The sequence below is a fragment of the Chloroherpetonaceae bacterium genome (genome assembly GCA_025056565.1).
Lineage (GTDB): Bacteria > Bacteroidota > Chlorobiia > Chlorobiales > Thermochlorobacteraceae > Thermochlorobacter.
This window is the reverse complement of record JANWWA010000006.1, coordinates 62,499-76,907: the sequence shown is the minus strand read 5'-3', so window position 1 is coordinate 76,907 and position 14,409 is coordinate 62,499. Positions and strand designations below refer to the sequence as shown.

12 protein-coding genes are annotated in these 14,409 nt (G+C 47.9%); 9 read left to right on the top strand and 3 right to left on the bottom strand.

What is annotated here, in order from left to right; translation table 11 throughout:
* The first annotated feature begins 147 nt into the window (after positions 1 to 147).
* Positions 148 to 2,259 carry a helix-hairpin-helix domain-containing protein gene (locus NZM05_06450; protein ID MCS7013254.1) on the top strand — a complete coding sequence of 704 codons (2,112 nt, stop codon included), beginning with the start codon at positions 148 to 150 and terminating at the stop codon, positions 2,257 to 2,259.
* On the opposite strand, the gene tig is transcribed toward NZM05_06450, so the two are convergent.
* Positions 2,236 to 3,591, bottom strand: coding sequence for a trigger factor (gene tig / locus NZM05_06445; protein MCS7013253.1), 1,356 nt, complete (start codon positions 3,589 to 3,591; stop codon positions 2,236 to 2,238). The two genes, NZM05_06450 and tig, sit on opposite strands and share 24 nt — an antisense overlap.
* Positions 3,592 to 3,790: 199 nt before the next feature.
* Between tig and hflX the strand changes: the two genes are divergently transcribed.
* Both hflX and NZM05_06435 read left to right on the top strand, forming a co-directional pair.
* Positions 3,791 to 5,080, top strand: coding sequence for a GTPase HflX (gene hflX / locus NZM05_06440; GenBank protein MCS7013252.1), 1,290 nt, complete (start codon positions 3,791 to 3,793; stop codon positions 5,078 to 5,080).
* Positions 5,081 to 5,085: 5 nt separating this feature from the next.
* Positions 5,086 to 5,880, top strand: coding sequence for an FkbM family methyltransferase (locus tag NZM05_06435; GenBank protein ID MCS7013251.1), 795 nt, complete (start codon positions 5,086 to 5,088; stop codon positions 5,878 to 5,880).
* Here NZM05_06435 and NZM05_06430 read toward each other — a convergent pair.
* Positions 5,855 to 7,030: a glycosyltransferase family 9 protein gene (locus tag NZM05_06430; GenBank protein ID MCS7013250.1), complete on the bottom strand. Its 1,176-nt coding sequence runs from the start codon at positions 7,028 to 7,030 to the stop codon at positions 5,855 to 5,857. The genes NZM05_06435 and NZM05_06430 overlap by 26 nt on opposite strands.
* Before the next feature lie 328 nt (positions 7,031 to 7,358).
* On the opposite strand from NZM05_06430, the gene NZM05_06425 reads away from it, so the two are divergent.
* The 6 genes from NZM05_06425 (at position 7,359) to NZM05_06400 (ending at position 13,581) form a co-directional block, all read left to right on the top strand.
* The gene (locus tag NZM05_06425; GenBank protein ID MCS7013249.1) at positions 7,359 to 7,886 is read left to right on the top strand and encodes a hypothetical protein; all 528 of its coding nucleotides are present in this window, start codon (positions 7,359 to 7,361) and stop codon (positions 7,884 to 7,886) included.
* 50 nt (positions 7,887 to 7,936) lie between these two features.
* The gene (locus NZM05_06420; GenBank protein MCS7013248.1) at positions 7,937 to 8,368 is read left to right on the top strand and encodes a hypothetical protein; all 432 of its coding nucleotides are present in this window, start codon (positions 7,937 to 7,939) and stop codon (positions 8,366 to 8,368) included.
* Between the two features lie 15 nt (positions 8,369 to 8,383).
* Complete coding sequence (ybeY, locus tag NZM05_06415; protein ID MCS7013247.1) at positions 8,384 to 8,872, top strand: rRNA maturation RNase YbeY; 489 nt, start codon at positions 8,384 to 8,386, stop codon at positions 8,870 to 8,872.
* A gap of 200 nt (positions 8,873 to 9,072) precedes the next feature.
* Complete coding sequence (locus NZM05_06410) at positions 9,073 to 10,422, top strand: KamA family radical SAM protein (GenBank protein MCS7013246.1); 1,350 nt, start codon at positions 9,073 to 9,075, stop codon at positions 10,420 to 10,422.
* A 72-nt stretch (positions 10,423 to 10,494) separates the two neighbouring features.
* Positions 10,495 to 11,418 (top strand): hypothetical protein, encoded by a 924-nt coding sequence (locus NZM05_06405; GenBank protein ID MCS7013245.1) that lies wholly within the window; start codon positions 10,495 to 10,497, stop codon positions 11,416 to 11,418.
* Positions 11,419 to 11,607: 189 nt separating this feature from the next.
* Positions 11,608 to 13,581, top strand: coding sequence for a tetratricopeptide repeat-containing sensor histidine kinase (locus NZM05_06400; protein MCS7013244.1), 1,974 nt, complete (start codon positions 11,608 to 11,610; stop codon positions 13,579 to 13,581).
* Positions 13,582 to 13,595: 14 nt separating this feature from the next.
* Here the strand turns inward: NZM05_06400 and NZM05_06395 are convergent, their stop codons facing one another.
* Positions 13,596 to 14,369: a sulfite exporter TauE/SafE family protein gene (locus tag NZM05_06395; GenBank protein MCS7013243.1), complete on the bottom strand. Its 774-nt coding sequence runs from the start codon at positions 14,367 to 14,369 to the stop codon at positions 13,596 to 13,598.
* Positions 14,370 to 14,409: the final 40 nt, after the last annotated feature.

Here is a 14,409-nt window from a genome sequence, read left to right as displayed (position 1 = left end):
TGAAAAATACATCTTTGGCACCATTCCCTTTACAGAAGCCAGTGAAAAGTTGCGCTAAGGAATAAGGATATTTTTCATCTGGTCCTGCCAGATAAAACGGAGCGATAGAACCAAGTAAAATCAGAGCGAGGAATTCTACTACTGCAAATGCAACACTGGATTTATGCGGTTTCAGCAAGGGTGACTGGTGCGTGTGCTCTACTGCTGCTGGTATGTGTATGCACCATGCGGCTCTTTGCACAATCCGGCAACATCCCAGCAGATAGCATTGAGACGCTGCGTCGCCAAACCTTAGACCGCCTACTTGACCTCTCCGAAGAACAAAGTGGAAACAGCGAACTTTTGGAGCAATTTAACTGGCTGCGCCGCCAAAAAGTGAATCTGAATACTGCAGGCTTAGCCAAGTTGCTTTCGATGCCATTTCTCACCGCACTTGACGTGGAAAGAATTTTAGCTTACCGCAGAACGCACGGTGGATTTAAGGCGGTTGCCGAACTGCGCGCACTCATTGATGAAGATACCTACGAGCTTATCCGTGACTTTTTGACTGTTGGACGCATCAGACCCGACCAGCTCGAGGAACCTTCATTTTTGGATGATCTACGGCGTGGAGTGCTTTGGCAGCGTGCCTCACTGGAATACATCGGTCGCTCACTTTTCGAAACGCCAAACCGTGTCGGATTCCAGAATGGAGCGTATCAAGGCTCGCCGCCACGCCTCTATAGCCGCATTCAGGGTTTTCTCTCGGATAACTTTATGGTCTCTGTGTTAGCCGAAAAAGATGTAGGCGAGGTCTCGCTCTCAGACTTTGCATCAGCGACATTGCTGGTGCGGGACCTCTATGCGCTGAAGACACTCGTGATTGGCGATTACAACCTTTCGTTTGGACAAGGTCTGGCGATTCAAAGCGGAAGGGCATTTTTCAAAAGCCCAGAAGCCGTAGCCAGCGTCAAACAGTCGCTGAGGCAGGTGCGACCCTACACCTCTACGTCCGAGCAAAACTACTTTCGTGGCGTTGCCACCGAAATAGAACTGGGCATACTCACCTTGATTGGGTTTTACTCGCGCAACAAAATCAGTGGCACAACTAATGATACGGCCTTCTCAAGCCTTAACTTGGACGGGATTTTCCGCACAGAGTCACAGATTGCGCGCAAACACAACATCGACGAGCAGGTATTTGGCGCAAGAGCACAGCTGAACACGGAACTACTGGAGAATTTAATAAGCATCGGGGCATCATTTTATCAAACACGTTACGACCGACCTTTTATCCCGCAAGATGAACTGTTTAACCGAATGCGCTTTCGAGGTGAGCAGTCAAATGTCATATCGCTGGATTGGGATTATCTCTTCTATCAGTTCAATCTGTTTGGCGAGGCAGCATATTCGGTGGAGCAGCGGAGTCTCTCGTGGATGCTGGGTATGCAAACGGAATTCGCAAAAGGTGTAAAAGGCGTGATACATGTGCGAAACTATGCACCCGCATACTACTCGTCCAGAGCCAATGCATTTTCAGAGACGAGTGGAGGAGCACAGGGGCGCAATGAGCGTGGCATCTACCTAGGCGCAGAATTGCGAGTGTTGCCAGATTTGAAATTGCGGGCGTATTACGACTACTACCAATTTCCTTTTATCGCATCTAACACGGTTTTGCCATCGGCAGGAAACGACATGCTCCTGCAAGTCTCCTACAAGCCGCGCCGCGACATCCTAATTGAGACACTCCTGCAAACCAAGACGCGTGAGGAGGCCCTGACACAAGTAGATGCTTCGGGGCGGGAATACCGAATTGCCACGCCGCAGCGCGCCGAGCGCATTCGCACCGACTTTGTCTATGAGCTGTCGCCGCAAGTGCGACTGCGCACCCGCATGGAAGTAAAACACTTTACGCAAGAGCTGGTAGAGGGCACACGACGCAATTTAGGCTGGCTAATTGCACAAGATATAAATTTGGACTTATTTGACCAGCGCCTTTCAATTGATGCGCGCCTTGCCTTCTTCCAGACCGATTCGTTTGATGCAGCAATCTATGCTTTTGAGAACGACTTGCCACTAACCTTTACAGTATATGCGCATAATGGCAGAGGGCAGCGTGCTTTTGTCAATCTGCGCTACCAAATTTTGGCACAAGTAGAACTGGCAGCGCGGTTCGCCAATGTCTTTCGTGATGATGTGGCAAGCATAGGCAGTGGCAACGAAGCTTTTCCGAGCAATACTCTCAACACCCTAAGCCTAGGGTTGCGTGTTCGATTCTGAGGAGAGAGTGGATTGAGAGGGCTCAGTAGGCTGGCTAGCCGCTGCATTTTTTAGGCTGGAAAGTGGCCGCTTTTCCAACACAATTTTCACTTTGGTTTTGAGAAAGTCATAAATCTTGTCGCGCAAGATACGGTCGTAGATAAATTCTCGCATCGAGTCGCCAGAATATGCCTGCAGAAGGCGACCAGCGTCCAGACCCAGTGCCGCAGAAGTTTTCTCAGCCTCAGCCCTAAAATCGTCAGCTGTAACCTGAATGTTATACTGCGAAGCCAGCTTGTAGCGAATGAGTGCCCAACGAGCTTGTAATTCAGCGCTGGGGTGGATGTCTCGCCGGAAGGCTTCCTCACTAAAACCACGTGGAAATTTGCCACCTAAGCGCTGACGGGCATTATCAACCAAGAGATTTTCAAACGAGCGCGCAAGAGAAGGGGGAACTGCGACGGGATTGTCCTTCACGAAACGCTGTGCAATCTCCTCGAGCAAATCGTCTTCAGATTTTTCTTCATAGTATTGCTCCAAAGTGCGGCGGATGTCTTGGCGAAGTTCAGCTGTGGTTTGGCACTTGCCGCCAGAGAGTTCTTTGGCAAGCTCATCGGTCAGCTCAGGCAAGTCCAGTCGCTTGACGTCTTTAATGGAGACTTTAAAGCGCACAAGCTCTGAGCTGCCGTCTTCTTTTCTAAGCTCCACATCTACGAAGCGCTCGTCGCCAGCCTTAGTGCCAAGAAGTGCTTTTTTCATTGAGCTGTCACTGGGCATATTGGCAAGCACGAATTCTTGCTGCTCATAACGCCCACCGATAATCGCAAGCCCAGAGCTGTCAAGCTTTTGCATATCAGCAATAACCAAGTCGTTTGCCTCTGCTGCGCCGTCCTTGCTCACCCAAACGCCTTGCTCAGCAAGCAACTGCTTGATTTCCTGCTCGACATCCTCGTCGGAAATTTCATACTGAATTTTGGTGAAGGTGTAATCTTCAAAAGGTTTAAGCTCAAACTCGGGCTGCACTTCATACTGCATATAAATAGTGAGTTTCTCATTAGGCACATACTCAAAGTGCCGAAGGCGCGCTTTGCCGATAAGTTTGAGTTTCTTTTCCTCGACAACTTGTGAGAAAAACTTGCTGGCAAGCTGCTCAATTGCATCCGCTTCAATTTCCTTGCCCATTAGGCGACGAATCATCTCCATCGGGGCTTTGCCTTTGCGGAAGCCTTTGATTTGCACATTTGCTTGAACTTCTTTGAAGCGTTGCTCAATAGTTGGTGCAAATTCTGACGGTTCTAAGGTGAGCATCATTTCTTGCTCGGTGTCGCTCAGCGGTGTAATCGTGTTGTTCAAGGCTCGAAAGGTTTAGTGGTTAAAGGAAACGAAAACAAAAGATACAAAATCGCAAGCAATTTAGAAGCACTGCAGAAGTAAGCTAAACCAATGTTTGCTCCTCGTAAGCAGGCAGTATGTGAGAAAGCCGTTGCGCAAAAGCGGTTTTTTCTTAAATTCAGGCGCTAAAAAGAAGTTTTGCGAACCAAACAAGCCCACATTGGATACAAAAGTCGCTCGCGAGAAAGCCGTTTTGGTTGGGGTGAGCCGCCCACCTGAGGTGCTGAAAGCGCAAGTGCAAGACTACCTCAATGAACTCGAGCAACTGGCGGACACAGCTGGTGCAATCGTTCTCCACAAGATTATCCAAGAGCGAACTGAGTTAGACCCTGCGTTCTACATTGGCAAAGGCAAAGTCAGTGAGCTGGCATCCTTTGTCAAGGCGCAACAGGTTGACGTTGTCATTTTTGACGAAGACCTCTCGCCTGTGCAGGTGCGCAACTTGGAGCGCACACTCGAGTGCAAGATTCTGGATCGAACTGCGCTAATTCTGCAGATTTTCGCTGTGCATGCGAAGTCTGCCCAAGCCAAGTTGCAAGTTGAGTTAGCGCAGCTTGAATACTTTCTGCCACGTCTCACACGACAGTGGACGCACCTCTCAAAGCAAAAAGGGGGTATCGGCACAAAGGGTCCTGGAGAGACGCAGATTGAAACTGACCGGCGGTTGGTCTGGCAGCGCATCGCTACACTGCGGCGGAAATTGCGGGAGTTCGACAGACAGCATCAGACGCAAACAAAGTGGCGTGAAAACGCCATGCGCATTGCCCTAGTAGGTTATACCAACGCTGGCAAAACCACTCTAATGAATGCACTCTGCCCAAGAGCGAATGTCAGAGGTGAAAATCAACTGTTTGCGACGTTAGATACCACCACGCGGCAACTGGTGTTGCCTCCAAATAAGCAAGTGCTGCTCTCCGATACGGTGGGCTTCATTCGCAAGCTGCCACATAAGTTGGTGGAGAGTTTCAAATCTACGCTGCAAGAGGTGCGTGATGCGGATATTCTCTTGCACGTGGTTGATGCCAGTCACCCGAATTACGGGGAACAAATTGCGGTCGTAGAGCAAACGCTGGCAGAGATTCAAGCCATAAACAAAGTGATTATCACGGTCTTCAACAAATTGGATAAATTGCCCGCTGACTTTGATTTTGCGCATGCAAGAGAGTGCTATCCAAATGCCGTGTTTGTCTCCGCAGAGCGAGGAATTGGAATTCAGCAGCTAAAATCTTGCATTACCAGCATTATCAGTGCAGAGTTTCAGGAAAGACAGGTAAGGGTGCATGTGTCGCACTACAAATTCATTAGCTTCTTGCACGACAAAGCAGAAGTGCTTGAGAAGCACTACGATGGAGAGTACATCGAGGTGCGTTTTCGAGCGCCAAAGAAAATGCTCGCTCAAATTGACGCAACGCTTCGAAAGCTAAACGACTATGCAGCAGAAACACAGTGAAAGTTATGGCACTTTCCGATAAGCTCGATGGCTTGAAATCAATTTGGAAGTTTGATAACCGCTGGCAACTTCTGCTTTCTCGTCTCTTGTTCCGCAAAAATGGACTGAATGTGTATTGCTTGGATGAAATGAAAATCCTGATTGATCATTCTGCTGGTGATGAAAGTGGCACACGCCACGTGCTGGTATCTCCAATGTATCAGCAATTTCTTGCAAAAATGACCTTTCCAAACAGTATCAATGTCTTGGACTTGGGGGGAAATGGAGGAGGCTTTGCATTGATGCTGCAGCATCGCAAGATTCCACTCAAAAAAGTAGTGGCAGTAGAATTCAACCCCTACACTCATTCCAGAATGACGTTCAACTTGCGTCAGAACTTAGAGTGTGAATTTGTGGCATTGAACGCCGCCGTGTGCGGTGAAGCAAAATCACTGTGTTTGCAGCTGGGCAGAGGTGGTACGTCAGATAACATCTACAATCCAGTCAATAGGCGGCAAGGCAAGGTAATGATGATACAAGGAATAACTATCGACGAGCTCTATGAAACTTACTTTAGAGGTGAGACGATTGACCTATGCAAAATGGATATTGAAGGTGCTGAGCATGAAGTGTTTGCCTACCCGCATCATAATGCAATGAGACACGTTCGATATCTCCTTGTGGAGATTCATGGTAACGACCCTGAAAAGAACACAGCGATACTCCATCGCTTAAATCAGCTTGGTTTTGTCGAAGAAAAGGGAGAGCAAGTTGATGGACAAGACGTGCGCTTCTTCAGAAATCTGATAATGACGCGTTAGCATTGCGCAACTTTGTTAGATGATACCGTGCAGCCTCAAATACCTCATCCACCTCGATAAGTCGCATACATTCCTTTGTGCCCAAAGGACAGACCTCAGCACGGCAATATTTACAACTGACTTCTTTGCGTAGAACGATAACCCGCTCCGAAGGCTGAATCCAGAAATTTTCATAATCAATCGCACTCGCCAGAACCACCATTGGCGTATCGGTGCAGTTACCGATATGCATTGGGCCTGTGTCCACCGTCAAAAAGAGGTCAGCCAGCGCAATAAACTCTTTAAGGATGTGAATCGAAGTTTTACCAACAAGTGAAAAAACGCGGTCTGATCTCTTAAGCTGCAAGACAATTGCGTCAACTTGTGCACGCTCACGTTCAGCACCCGTGAAGACAAGTTTAGTCTCAGGCAGCGTAAGTAAGCGCTGCGACAAAGCAACCCAGCGTTCACTAAACCACTGCTTCGAGGACCAATTGCTGCCTTGATGAATCACAATGACCTTGTCAGAGGAAGAGGATTTAATAGACTGCATCAGTTGAGCGGCCGAAAGCCTATCTTGTTCGGAGGTAACAAGCCAGAGCTTAGAAGAAGGACGCGTAAGGCCCAAAAAGGAAAGAAGGGCGAGGTTTCGCTCAACCAGATTGAGGTGGTGCTGATAGGAGATGCGGATGTTGTTTAGAAAACCGCGCTGGTGTTGATCAATACCTAAGCGATAGCGAGCCCCTGTCAGGTAGGTAATCGTGGGATACTTGAGCGCAACACAAGTGGCATCCAAAATAGCAAGGTCATATTGCTCTTTGCGAATCTTGGCCAGTAGCTTTAGGAGAGGGAGCAATCGCCGCTCCCCTTTCCCCCAATACCAAGTGTGATCAACATAGAATCGCCGAATCTGGGGCACGTTCTTGTAGACTTCATACCCGACAGAGTTGACCAGCATATCAATTTGCAAGTGCCCCAATTGCTCCACAATCGCTCTAAGTGTGGGGGTAAAGACAAGGTTATCACCTAGCTGCTGGAGCGCCACGATGAGAATCTTTTGAATCTCACCTTGCTGAATCTTCTGGGAAAGAAAACTTGGCTGGCTCATATCGGAGGAGTGCCGCACCAGCCGTGAGCCGATATACGCAGCAACATTATACAGTTTCTGCATCAAGGCTGCAATCAGAGTGTTGAAGTCAGTATGTAACTGACAAAAAGTTGCTTTTGCAAGTTTAATTCTACGCACTAAGCAATAACAGGCTTCACAGCATAAGGAGACTGCACAAAGAATCCCAGATTTGAGAAGCAGCTTAACAGAAAGTTACGCATCTCTAACCCCTTTCTTGCAAAAGCCTGACCTTCAAGCAAAAGTGCAGTTTTTCAGGAAACCATGCAAGAGATAGTGCTCGAAATTTAGTGTTCTTTAGGCTTCCAACCGCAGCCTGAGTTAGCAAGCCTGTAAAGGCTTTTGTATATTCTGAAAAACATAGGCAAGACAAATGCAATGGCAACATGCTGCAGTAGCAGTGCTGTTTTTGCTGCCACTGAGGCTCTTTGCGCAAGAGAATGCATGGAGAGACCCGTGTAAGGATTCACTTTTTCTAAGACTAAGACAAGTACCGAAGGCTATTCTTACGGCGTCAGAGCGGAAGTATCTGGAGCAAAAAGAGAAGGAGTGTGCCGAGTTCTCTGCAAGCAAAGCCCGAAAAGAGGAGAGCGTAAGTGGTGATTCATTGACTTCACAAGCTGCATGGATGCAGCAAACAAAGGAACAAACCTCTAAGCAGCAGCCCAGAGTAAAGAGTGAAGAAGACGCAGTGCCGCAGACGGCAAAAGGGGAGCAGGAGAAGATAGTGTCAGGTGAATCGCTGCCAGCAGTGCTCGCACCGCCCGACTCGCTGCGCATAACGACGGCTGAGCTTGAGCCGATTTTTACACCACGAAATTTCGGTATCTTCGCTGCAGTTGTAGCTGCTTTGGTTGGACTTGCAATTGCATTAGGGCAAGTAACACCGTCACCATTTTGAAACACCAGTTACCTAAGAAATCCTTGACCAACGCCTAAACGAATCGGGAGATGAGCTACAAGTTTACCAAGAAAGATATTCGGAAAATTGCGAAAGCGCTAAAGGCGAAAGAACCAGCGGTCGAGCATAATCACATGCGCATAGAGGTGGAAGACCTGACTAGCAGGCGAAAGGTGGCGCTGGAAATCTACCCTGAGCTTGAGATAGGAAACCGCATTGGTAACCTAGTTCAGGTCTACACGCCACTAGGCCTTCTGCAACTGCACTTTTGCACCGGCTATGTAGTCAGTGAAGAACTCGGTGAAGTGATTTTGTTTGCAGAAAATGGCACTAAAATCTCTGGTCTGATTGTAAGCAAAGATGCGGGCGTAACTTACTACGCTAATGTGGACAAAGACCTGCTCTCAAAAGACCTACTTAAACTTGCAGGGGAAGTCATCGGCTGTGCTGTGCAGCTTGCTTTAACGGAGCATATGCTTTAACGGAGCATAAGCTTGCTGAAATTAGATAATTCCACTGTTGAGATTTTCAACACAACAAGGCAGTGGTTGCCAAAGAAAGCCCTAAAAAGTGCAATTGCAGCCGTGCTGTATGAAGAGCAGCACACACCCCTAATGATTTCTGCAGTCTATTGTGGCGACCGATTTATCAAAAAGATAAACCAGCAGTATCTCCAACACGACTACGCTACCGACACCATTTCTTTTCGCCTTAATGAAGGCAGCGCTGTAGAGGGCGAGTTTTACATTTCGCTCGATACAGTGCGGCGCAATGCACGCCGATACAGGCAGAGTTTTATAGCTGAGTTGCTGCGTGTTACAATTCACTCCACTTTGCATCTTGTCGGGTATAACGACGAGACAGATTCACAAAGGTCGCTAATGACAGAGAAAGAGGACTACTACCTTGCTTTGCTCTGCACAACATCGCTCAAAAGGTATGCAAAAAGCATCACTGCAGGCATGGAGCACGTCAAAGTGAAATGATTTAAGCAAAAAAGTTTGGTTGTGCTTCTCATTGTGAGAATATGCACTGAGCAGTGCAAAGCATAAAAAACAGCCTGCCTAAAGCCCCTTGATTGTACAAGCCTCGAGAGACGCCCTCAAAGCAAGGAAGGCGAGAAAAATTGGCATTAGAGTTGACTAAGAAAGGGCAAAGGTTTGACGAAAACTAAACGCCACTTTCTATGTCGACTCGCCAAAATCTGACCGTTACGAAAGAGACACTTGCAGAAGAGGTAACGCTGGTAACGGCTCCAACTCATCGCGTAAGAAAGTCTCGCACCTTAGTGAAGAAGTCTTTGGAGCAGAAGTTGCTAACACTTCACACTGAGCAGCCGCCCAAAGAAGAAGATGAGGACACAGTTTGGAAAACGCTCTTAGCTAAGAGCATTGAAACGCCAGAAGAGGTACATCGCATCTGGGGAGAAGACCTCGAGACGATGAAGGAGCTGGAAAAAGAATTTAACATCCGCATCAACCCCTATTACGCCTCGCTAATCAAAGAAAAGGGGGACCCGATTTATAGGCAGGTCGTGCCCAGCCGAGACGAGCTGATTAAAGGTTGTGGTGTAGATGACCCACTTAATGAGGAGCGCGATTCGCCCGTGCCTAGTATCACGCATCGTTATCCTGACCGTGTGCTCTTCCTTGTTGCCCACGAGTGTGCCGTGTATTGCCGCTTTTGCACGCGCAAGCGGAAGGTTTCAGATGCGTCAAAAATTAGCTTGAAGTATCTCCAAGCTGGTCTAGATTACATCAAGGCACATCCAGAAATTCGTGATGTGGTGCTCTCGGGCGGTGACCCGCTGACACTCTCCGACCGACGCATTGAATTCATCCTAAAGTCACTGCGCGAAATTCCGCATGTGGAAATTATCCGCATTGGCACAAAAATCCCTTGTGTATTGCCTCAGCGCATTACCAAGCGTCTGGTGAATATCATCAAGAAGTATCACCCTGTCTATGTAAACACGCACTTCAATCACCCAAGAGAACTCACGCCAGAAGCCAAACTGGCTTGTGAGCGCTTGGTGGATGCAGGTATTCCAGTTGGCAATCAGGCAGTGCTGCTGAAAGGGGTCAATGATGACCCAGAGACGATGAAAGAGCTAATGAAAGGGCTGCTGAAAATGCGTGTGCGACCTTACTATATCTACCAAGCTGACATTGTGCGTGGCACAGAGCATTTCCGCACGCGTGTCGAGAAAGGGCTGGAAATTATTCAAGCCTTGCGCGGGCATATTTCTGGCTTAGGGGTGCCGCACTTTGTGATTGACTCGCCCGGCGGTGGCGGCAAAATTCCACTCTTGCCACACTACATCCAAAAGATGGATGACAAGGAAGTCGTGATGAAAAACTACAAGGGCGACACCTACATCTACCCACAAGTGCAGGAGCACATACTGACCCAGCCCAACGCGCCCTGTGGGAATGGACAAACATTCAGTAGTGCGTCCCTGAATGGGCACAATGCAAGTGAAGACAACAGGGCGTCAGAATTTAAGGTTGGTATTGAGATTCAGGATTACTTCTGAAAGAGTAAGGAAATTGGGCTTGATAGCCATGCAGTAGGGCGTTATCTTTGCGGCGAATTCTTGACGCAAAGAATGGGGATACTGAGCCGACTTGCAACCTCGTTTGTGCTGCTATGCGTGCCAGTTGTGCTGGGTGCGCAAGTGCGCTTAGCAGCAAGAGTGGAGCCCCAGCCTTTAGGGCGTTCATACTTTCAGTTTGAGTCTCTCTTCCTTGACGGTAGCGATGAATTTGCTGAAGATGGATTTCGCCGCCCGCTGTTTTCAGGAGAGCGACTGAGCGATGGACGATTCTCAGAACGGCTCATTGCCTTCCACTACGAATATGGACTGGCGGAACGGTTGACAGTGGTTGCACGGCTCGGCTATCGCTTCATTCAGTTTACCTATATTGACAATCTCAACCCACGTCTGTTGCCAGCTGAGCGGCTCTTTCGAGTAGAAGCAAGCGGCTTTGATGATTCATGGCTGGCAGCACGATACGCAATTATTCGCCCTATCCTGAGTAGCGAAGGCATCAGTTTGTCGGCACAGCTGGGCATCAAATTTCCAACCGGTGATGTAACATTGCGTGTGCCAACAGGCACAGGTTATTTGGATTATGAGCTGCGTGCGCTACTTGGTATACAGCAAAAAATTGGCAGCGCACCCAGTTCCTTCACGATGGATGTGGGATTTCGGTTACGAGGAGGGGAGTTTGGCGACCAAGTGCCTTTCAGAGCTGAGTTTGGTATTGCTGCAGCAAAGGAACTAATGCTGCGTGCTTCACTGAACGGTGTCATAACACTGGATTTTCAAAGCCCTGTTGGCATCATTGAGAATTTTCAGCGCGATCGACCAATTCGTCTTGTCGGTGACGAATCCTACTTGCAACTCTCCATTGGTTTTGAATTCTTCGCATCACCTACCCTTAGCTTTTATTTCGATTACCACAATCGTGCCTTTGGACGCACTACCATTTCGCCTAACATCTTGCAATTTGGCATTGTTATGCGTTGAGAGAAATGAAACAGCCCAAATAGGTTCAAGGCTTGAAAAACATCTGATGCAGCTTTGTAGCAACCTCTCGCGTTTCAAGAGATTTGCCGTATCTTCCCGATAGATTCCGAACCGAGCGTTGCAGTCGCATAGCTCAGGCTTAGCCATGCATCAAAAAACCCTAACGAGAAAGGAGGCGCAGGTAGGTGTATGGAGCAACAAGCAAAGACACACGAATTGTGGAGCTGCATTCGACAGATTGATGAGCTAAATGAACGGAGCTGGGCGAAGCGATTTCAAAACCCAAAGCAAGCGTTGCAAGATGCAAGGGCTGCACAGCAGTTATCCGAGCAAAACGGCTATCAGAGAGGGTTAGCATATAGCTTGCTTCATCAAGGTGTGGCACAGTGGGTGCTCTCCAGCTTCGGGGAAGCCTACCAATGCTTGGGAGAAGCTCGCAAGAAAATGGTTGAACTGGGTGATAAACTCGGTGAAGCAAAAGCAATTAACTGGCTCGGAAACACGCTGGAGCGACTGGGAAAAAATGTTGAAGCACTGAATTGCCACTTGCGCGCTGTTGAGCTGCGCAAGCAGCTGGGCGACAAAGAGGGTATCGCAATTAGCCTAAATAACATCGGTAACTTATACCTGCGCTTGGAAGATTATCCTACAGCGCTCTCCTACTACCTGAATGCCCTGCAAATCCGAGAAGAAATTGGAGACAAGGAAGGTCAAGCGGCAACTTTCACAAACATTGGTATTATCTATTACCGAACAGGTAAGTATAAGGAGGCTAAGGAGTACGCTCAGAAGGGTTTAGATGGATTTTGCGAGCATCTGAATCTGCAAGGTTATGCACACGCGCTCAGTAATCTTGGGCTAGTTTATGTTGAGTTAGGAGAAGAGGCAGAGGCAGAACGCTGCTATCAAGAAAGCCAGAAAATCTATGCCGAACTTGGTGATAAGCAAGGCGAAGCCAACGCTCTGAACAACTTAGGTTTGCTCTGGGCGAAAAGAGGGGAGTATGAGAAAGCTTTGCAGTGCTATGAAAAAAGTTTGAGCCTGACTCGTCAAGCGGGTGATACATTCTTTGAGGTAGAAACGTTGCTCAACATCGGCAATCTATACGCCAAACAAAAGCACGATGCAGATGCAAGGCAGAGTGCCTTAAGATATCTTCTACAAACCAAAAGCCTTGCGGCACAAATTGGCTCGAAGCGGTATGTGGCAGAGGCGTGCAAGGCAATATCGGAATGCTACGAAACGCAAGGCGATGTCAAGCAAGCATTTGAATATTTCAAACTCTATGAGCATATAAATGTGCAGTTGCTCAAAGAGCGCTCCGAAGAGCGAATTCATACGCTATCAGTGCAGTATGAGGTCGAAAAAGCCCAGCAGGAAGCAGAGATTTATCGACTAAGAAATATTGAGTTAGTTGAGGCAAACGAAAAACTGGCAGATGCTAACCAGAAGCTTCGAGAAGCCAATCAGCTTAAAAGCGAGCTGCTGGCGATTGCAGCGCACGACCTCAAAAATCCATTGGCTGCCATCTTGGAATTGGTGCAAATTGCCTTGCAAACTGCTGACCTTGAGCGACAAACGCGCATCCTGTGCTTTATTCGTGACTCGGCAGAACGAATGCTGAGCATTGTGCAGCAGGTTTTGGAAATGAGCGTGCTGGATAGCGGAAACCTTCAACTAAAACGCAAGCGCATCAATTTGAGCCAGCTAACGCAGCATATCGTAGCAAGTTATGAGCCGTGTGCCGTAAAGAAACGCATTCAACTAAAAGAAAATATTGAAGAAGGTATTACAGTATCGGTCGATGAAAGTCGCCTAAGTGAAGTGATAGAAAACTTGATTTCTAACGCTATCAAGTATTCCTACCCTGAAAAAGAAATATGGGTGCATCTAAGGCGGCAAGAAAGAGGGGAAAAACTCAATCTACCTGTCGTGCAAATTGTAGTTCAAGATGAAGGGCAAGGCTTAACGGAAGAAGATATGCAAAAGCTGTTTAAGCGCTTTCAAAGACTTTCTGCAAAACCAACAGGCGGAGAGTCTTCAACAGGCTTAGGTCTTTCTATTGCCAAACAGCTGGTCGAGCTACACGGTGGCACAATTTGGGCGCACTCTGAAGGAAAAAACAAAGGCACAACTTTTACTGTTGAATTGCCGCTGTCGTAAGGAGCTGTGCCAACTCAAATAAGACCCGCCATCAGAAGCAGTGCAAAAACAATTAACATCGCCGCTACAGTGCGTTGAATGGCTTTCATCGTTACCTTCTCGAGAAGACGTGTGCCGATGGTGACGCCTAAAAACGCAGATAAAATCGAGCAGCCAATTGCAAGCAGATTTTCGGAAAGTAGAGTAGTAGAAAACCGATGTTGATAAACCGTAAGGCGTGATATGTCAATCAAGCAAGCAATCGCAATGCCTGAAGCAAGGAAGGCTTTTTTCTCCAAGTTGCATCGCAGAAGAAACATCGTGCGCAAAGCCCCTTGATGACCAGACAAGCCTCCAAAAAAACCACTCAGAATCCCACCAAGCAGCAGGTATCGGCGGTCGAAGCTGAAGCGGTGCTCACGATCGGAAAACTCAATCAAGGCAAAGACCAGCATCACAGGACCAAGAACCAGCTTGAGAGGCGAGATCTCTCCACCAATACCCAGTGCGGTATAGCGAAACAGAGGTGGAATGTCTGAAAGAAGAGAGAGAAGCTGTGCGCCCAAAAATGCAGCGGCAATCGCAGGCAGACCAAATTTCAAGACAACCTCTTTGTCCGCAAATCTCCCTAAGAAAGCAAGCTTGAAGAGATTGTTGAGAAAATGCACCACAGCAGTAGTGGCAACAGCAAGTTCAGCGGGGAAAAAAAGTGCAAAAGCTGGAAAGAGCAGTGTGCCCAGCCCAAAGCCAGAGAAAAGTGTGAGAAGTGAGGCAACAAATGAGACGAAAGCAGGCAGCGCAATTTCCATGTGGCTTTTTAAAAAACAAGAAGGCAGAAATTACCGACCT

Coding starts and splice junctions, on each gene's coding strand:
- NZM05_06405 (MCS7013245.1), top strand. CDS start 10,495: ATGGGGATACTGAGCCGACTTGCAACCTCGTTTGTGCTGCTATGCGTG.
- NZM05_06400 (MCS7013244.1), top strand. CDS start 11,608: ATGGAGCAACAAGCAAAGACACACGAATTGTGGAGCTGCATTCGACAG.
- NZM05_06435 (MCS7013251.1), top strand. CDS start 5,086: ATGGCACTTTCCGATAAGCTCGATGGCTTGAAATCAATTTGGAAGTTT.
- NZM05_06430 (MCS7013250.1), bottom strand. CDS start 7,030: ATGCAGAAACTGTATAATGTTGCTGCGTATATCGGCTCACGGCTGGTG.
- NZM05_06450 (MCS7013254.1), top strand. CDS start 148: ATGCAACACTGGATTTATGCGGTTTCAGCAAGGGTGACTGGTGCGTGT.
- NZM05_06420 (MCS7013248.1), top strand. CDS start 7,937: ATGAGCTACAAGTTTACCAAGAAAGATATTCGGAAAATTGCGAAAGCG.
- NZM05_06395 (MCS7013243.1), bottom strand. CDS start 14,369: ATGGAAATTGCGCTGCCTGCTTTCGTCTCATTTGTTGCCTCACTTCTC.
- NZM05_06425 (MCS7013249.1), top strand. CDS start 7,359: ATGCAATGGCAACATGCTGCAGTAGCAGTGCTGTTTTTGCTGCCACTG.
- NZM05_06410 (MCS7013246.1), top strand. CDS start 9,073: ATGTCGACTCGCCAAAATCTGACCGTTACGAAAGAGACACTTGCAGAA.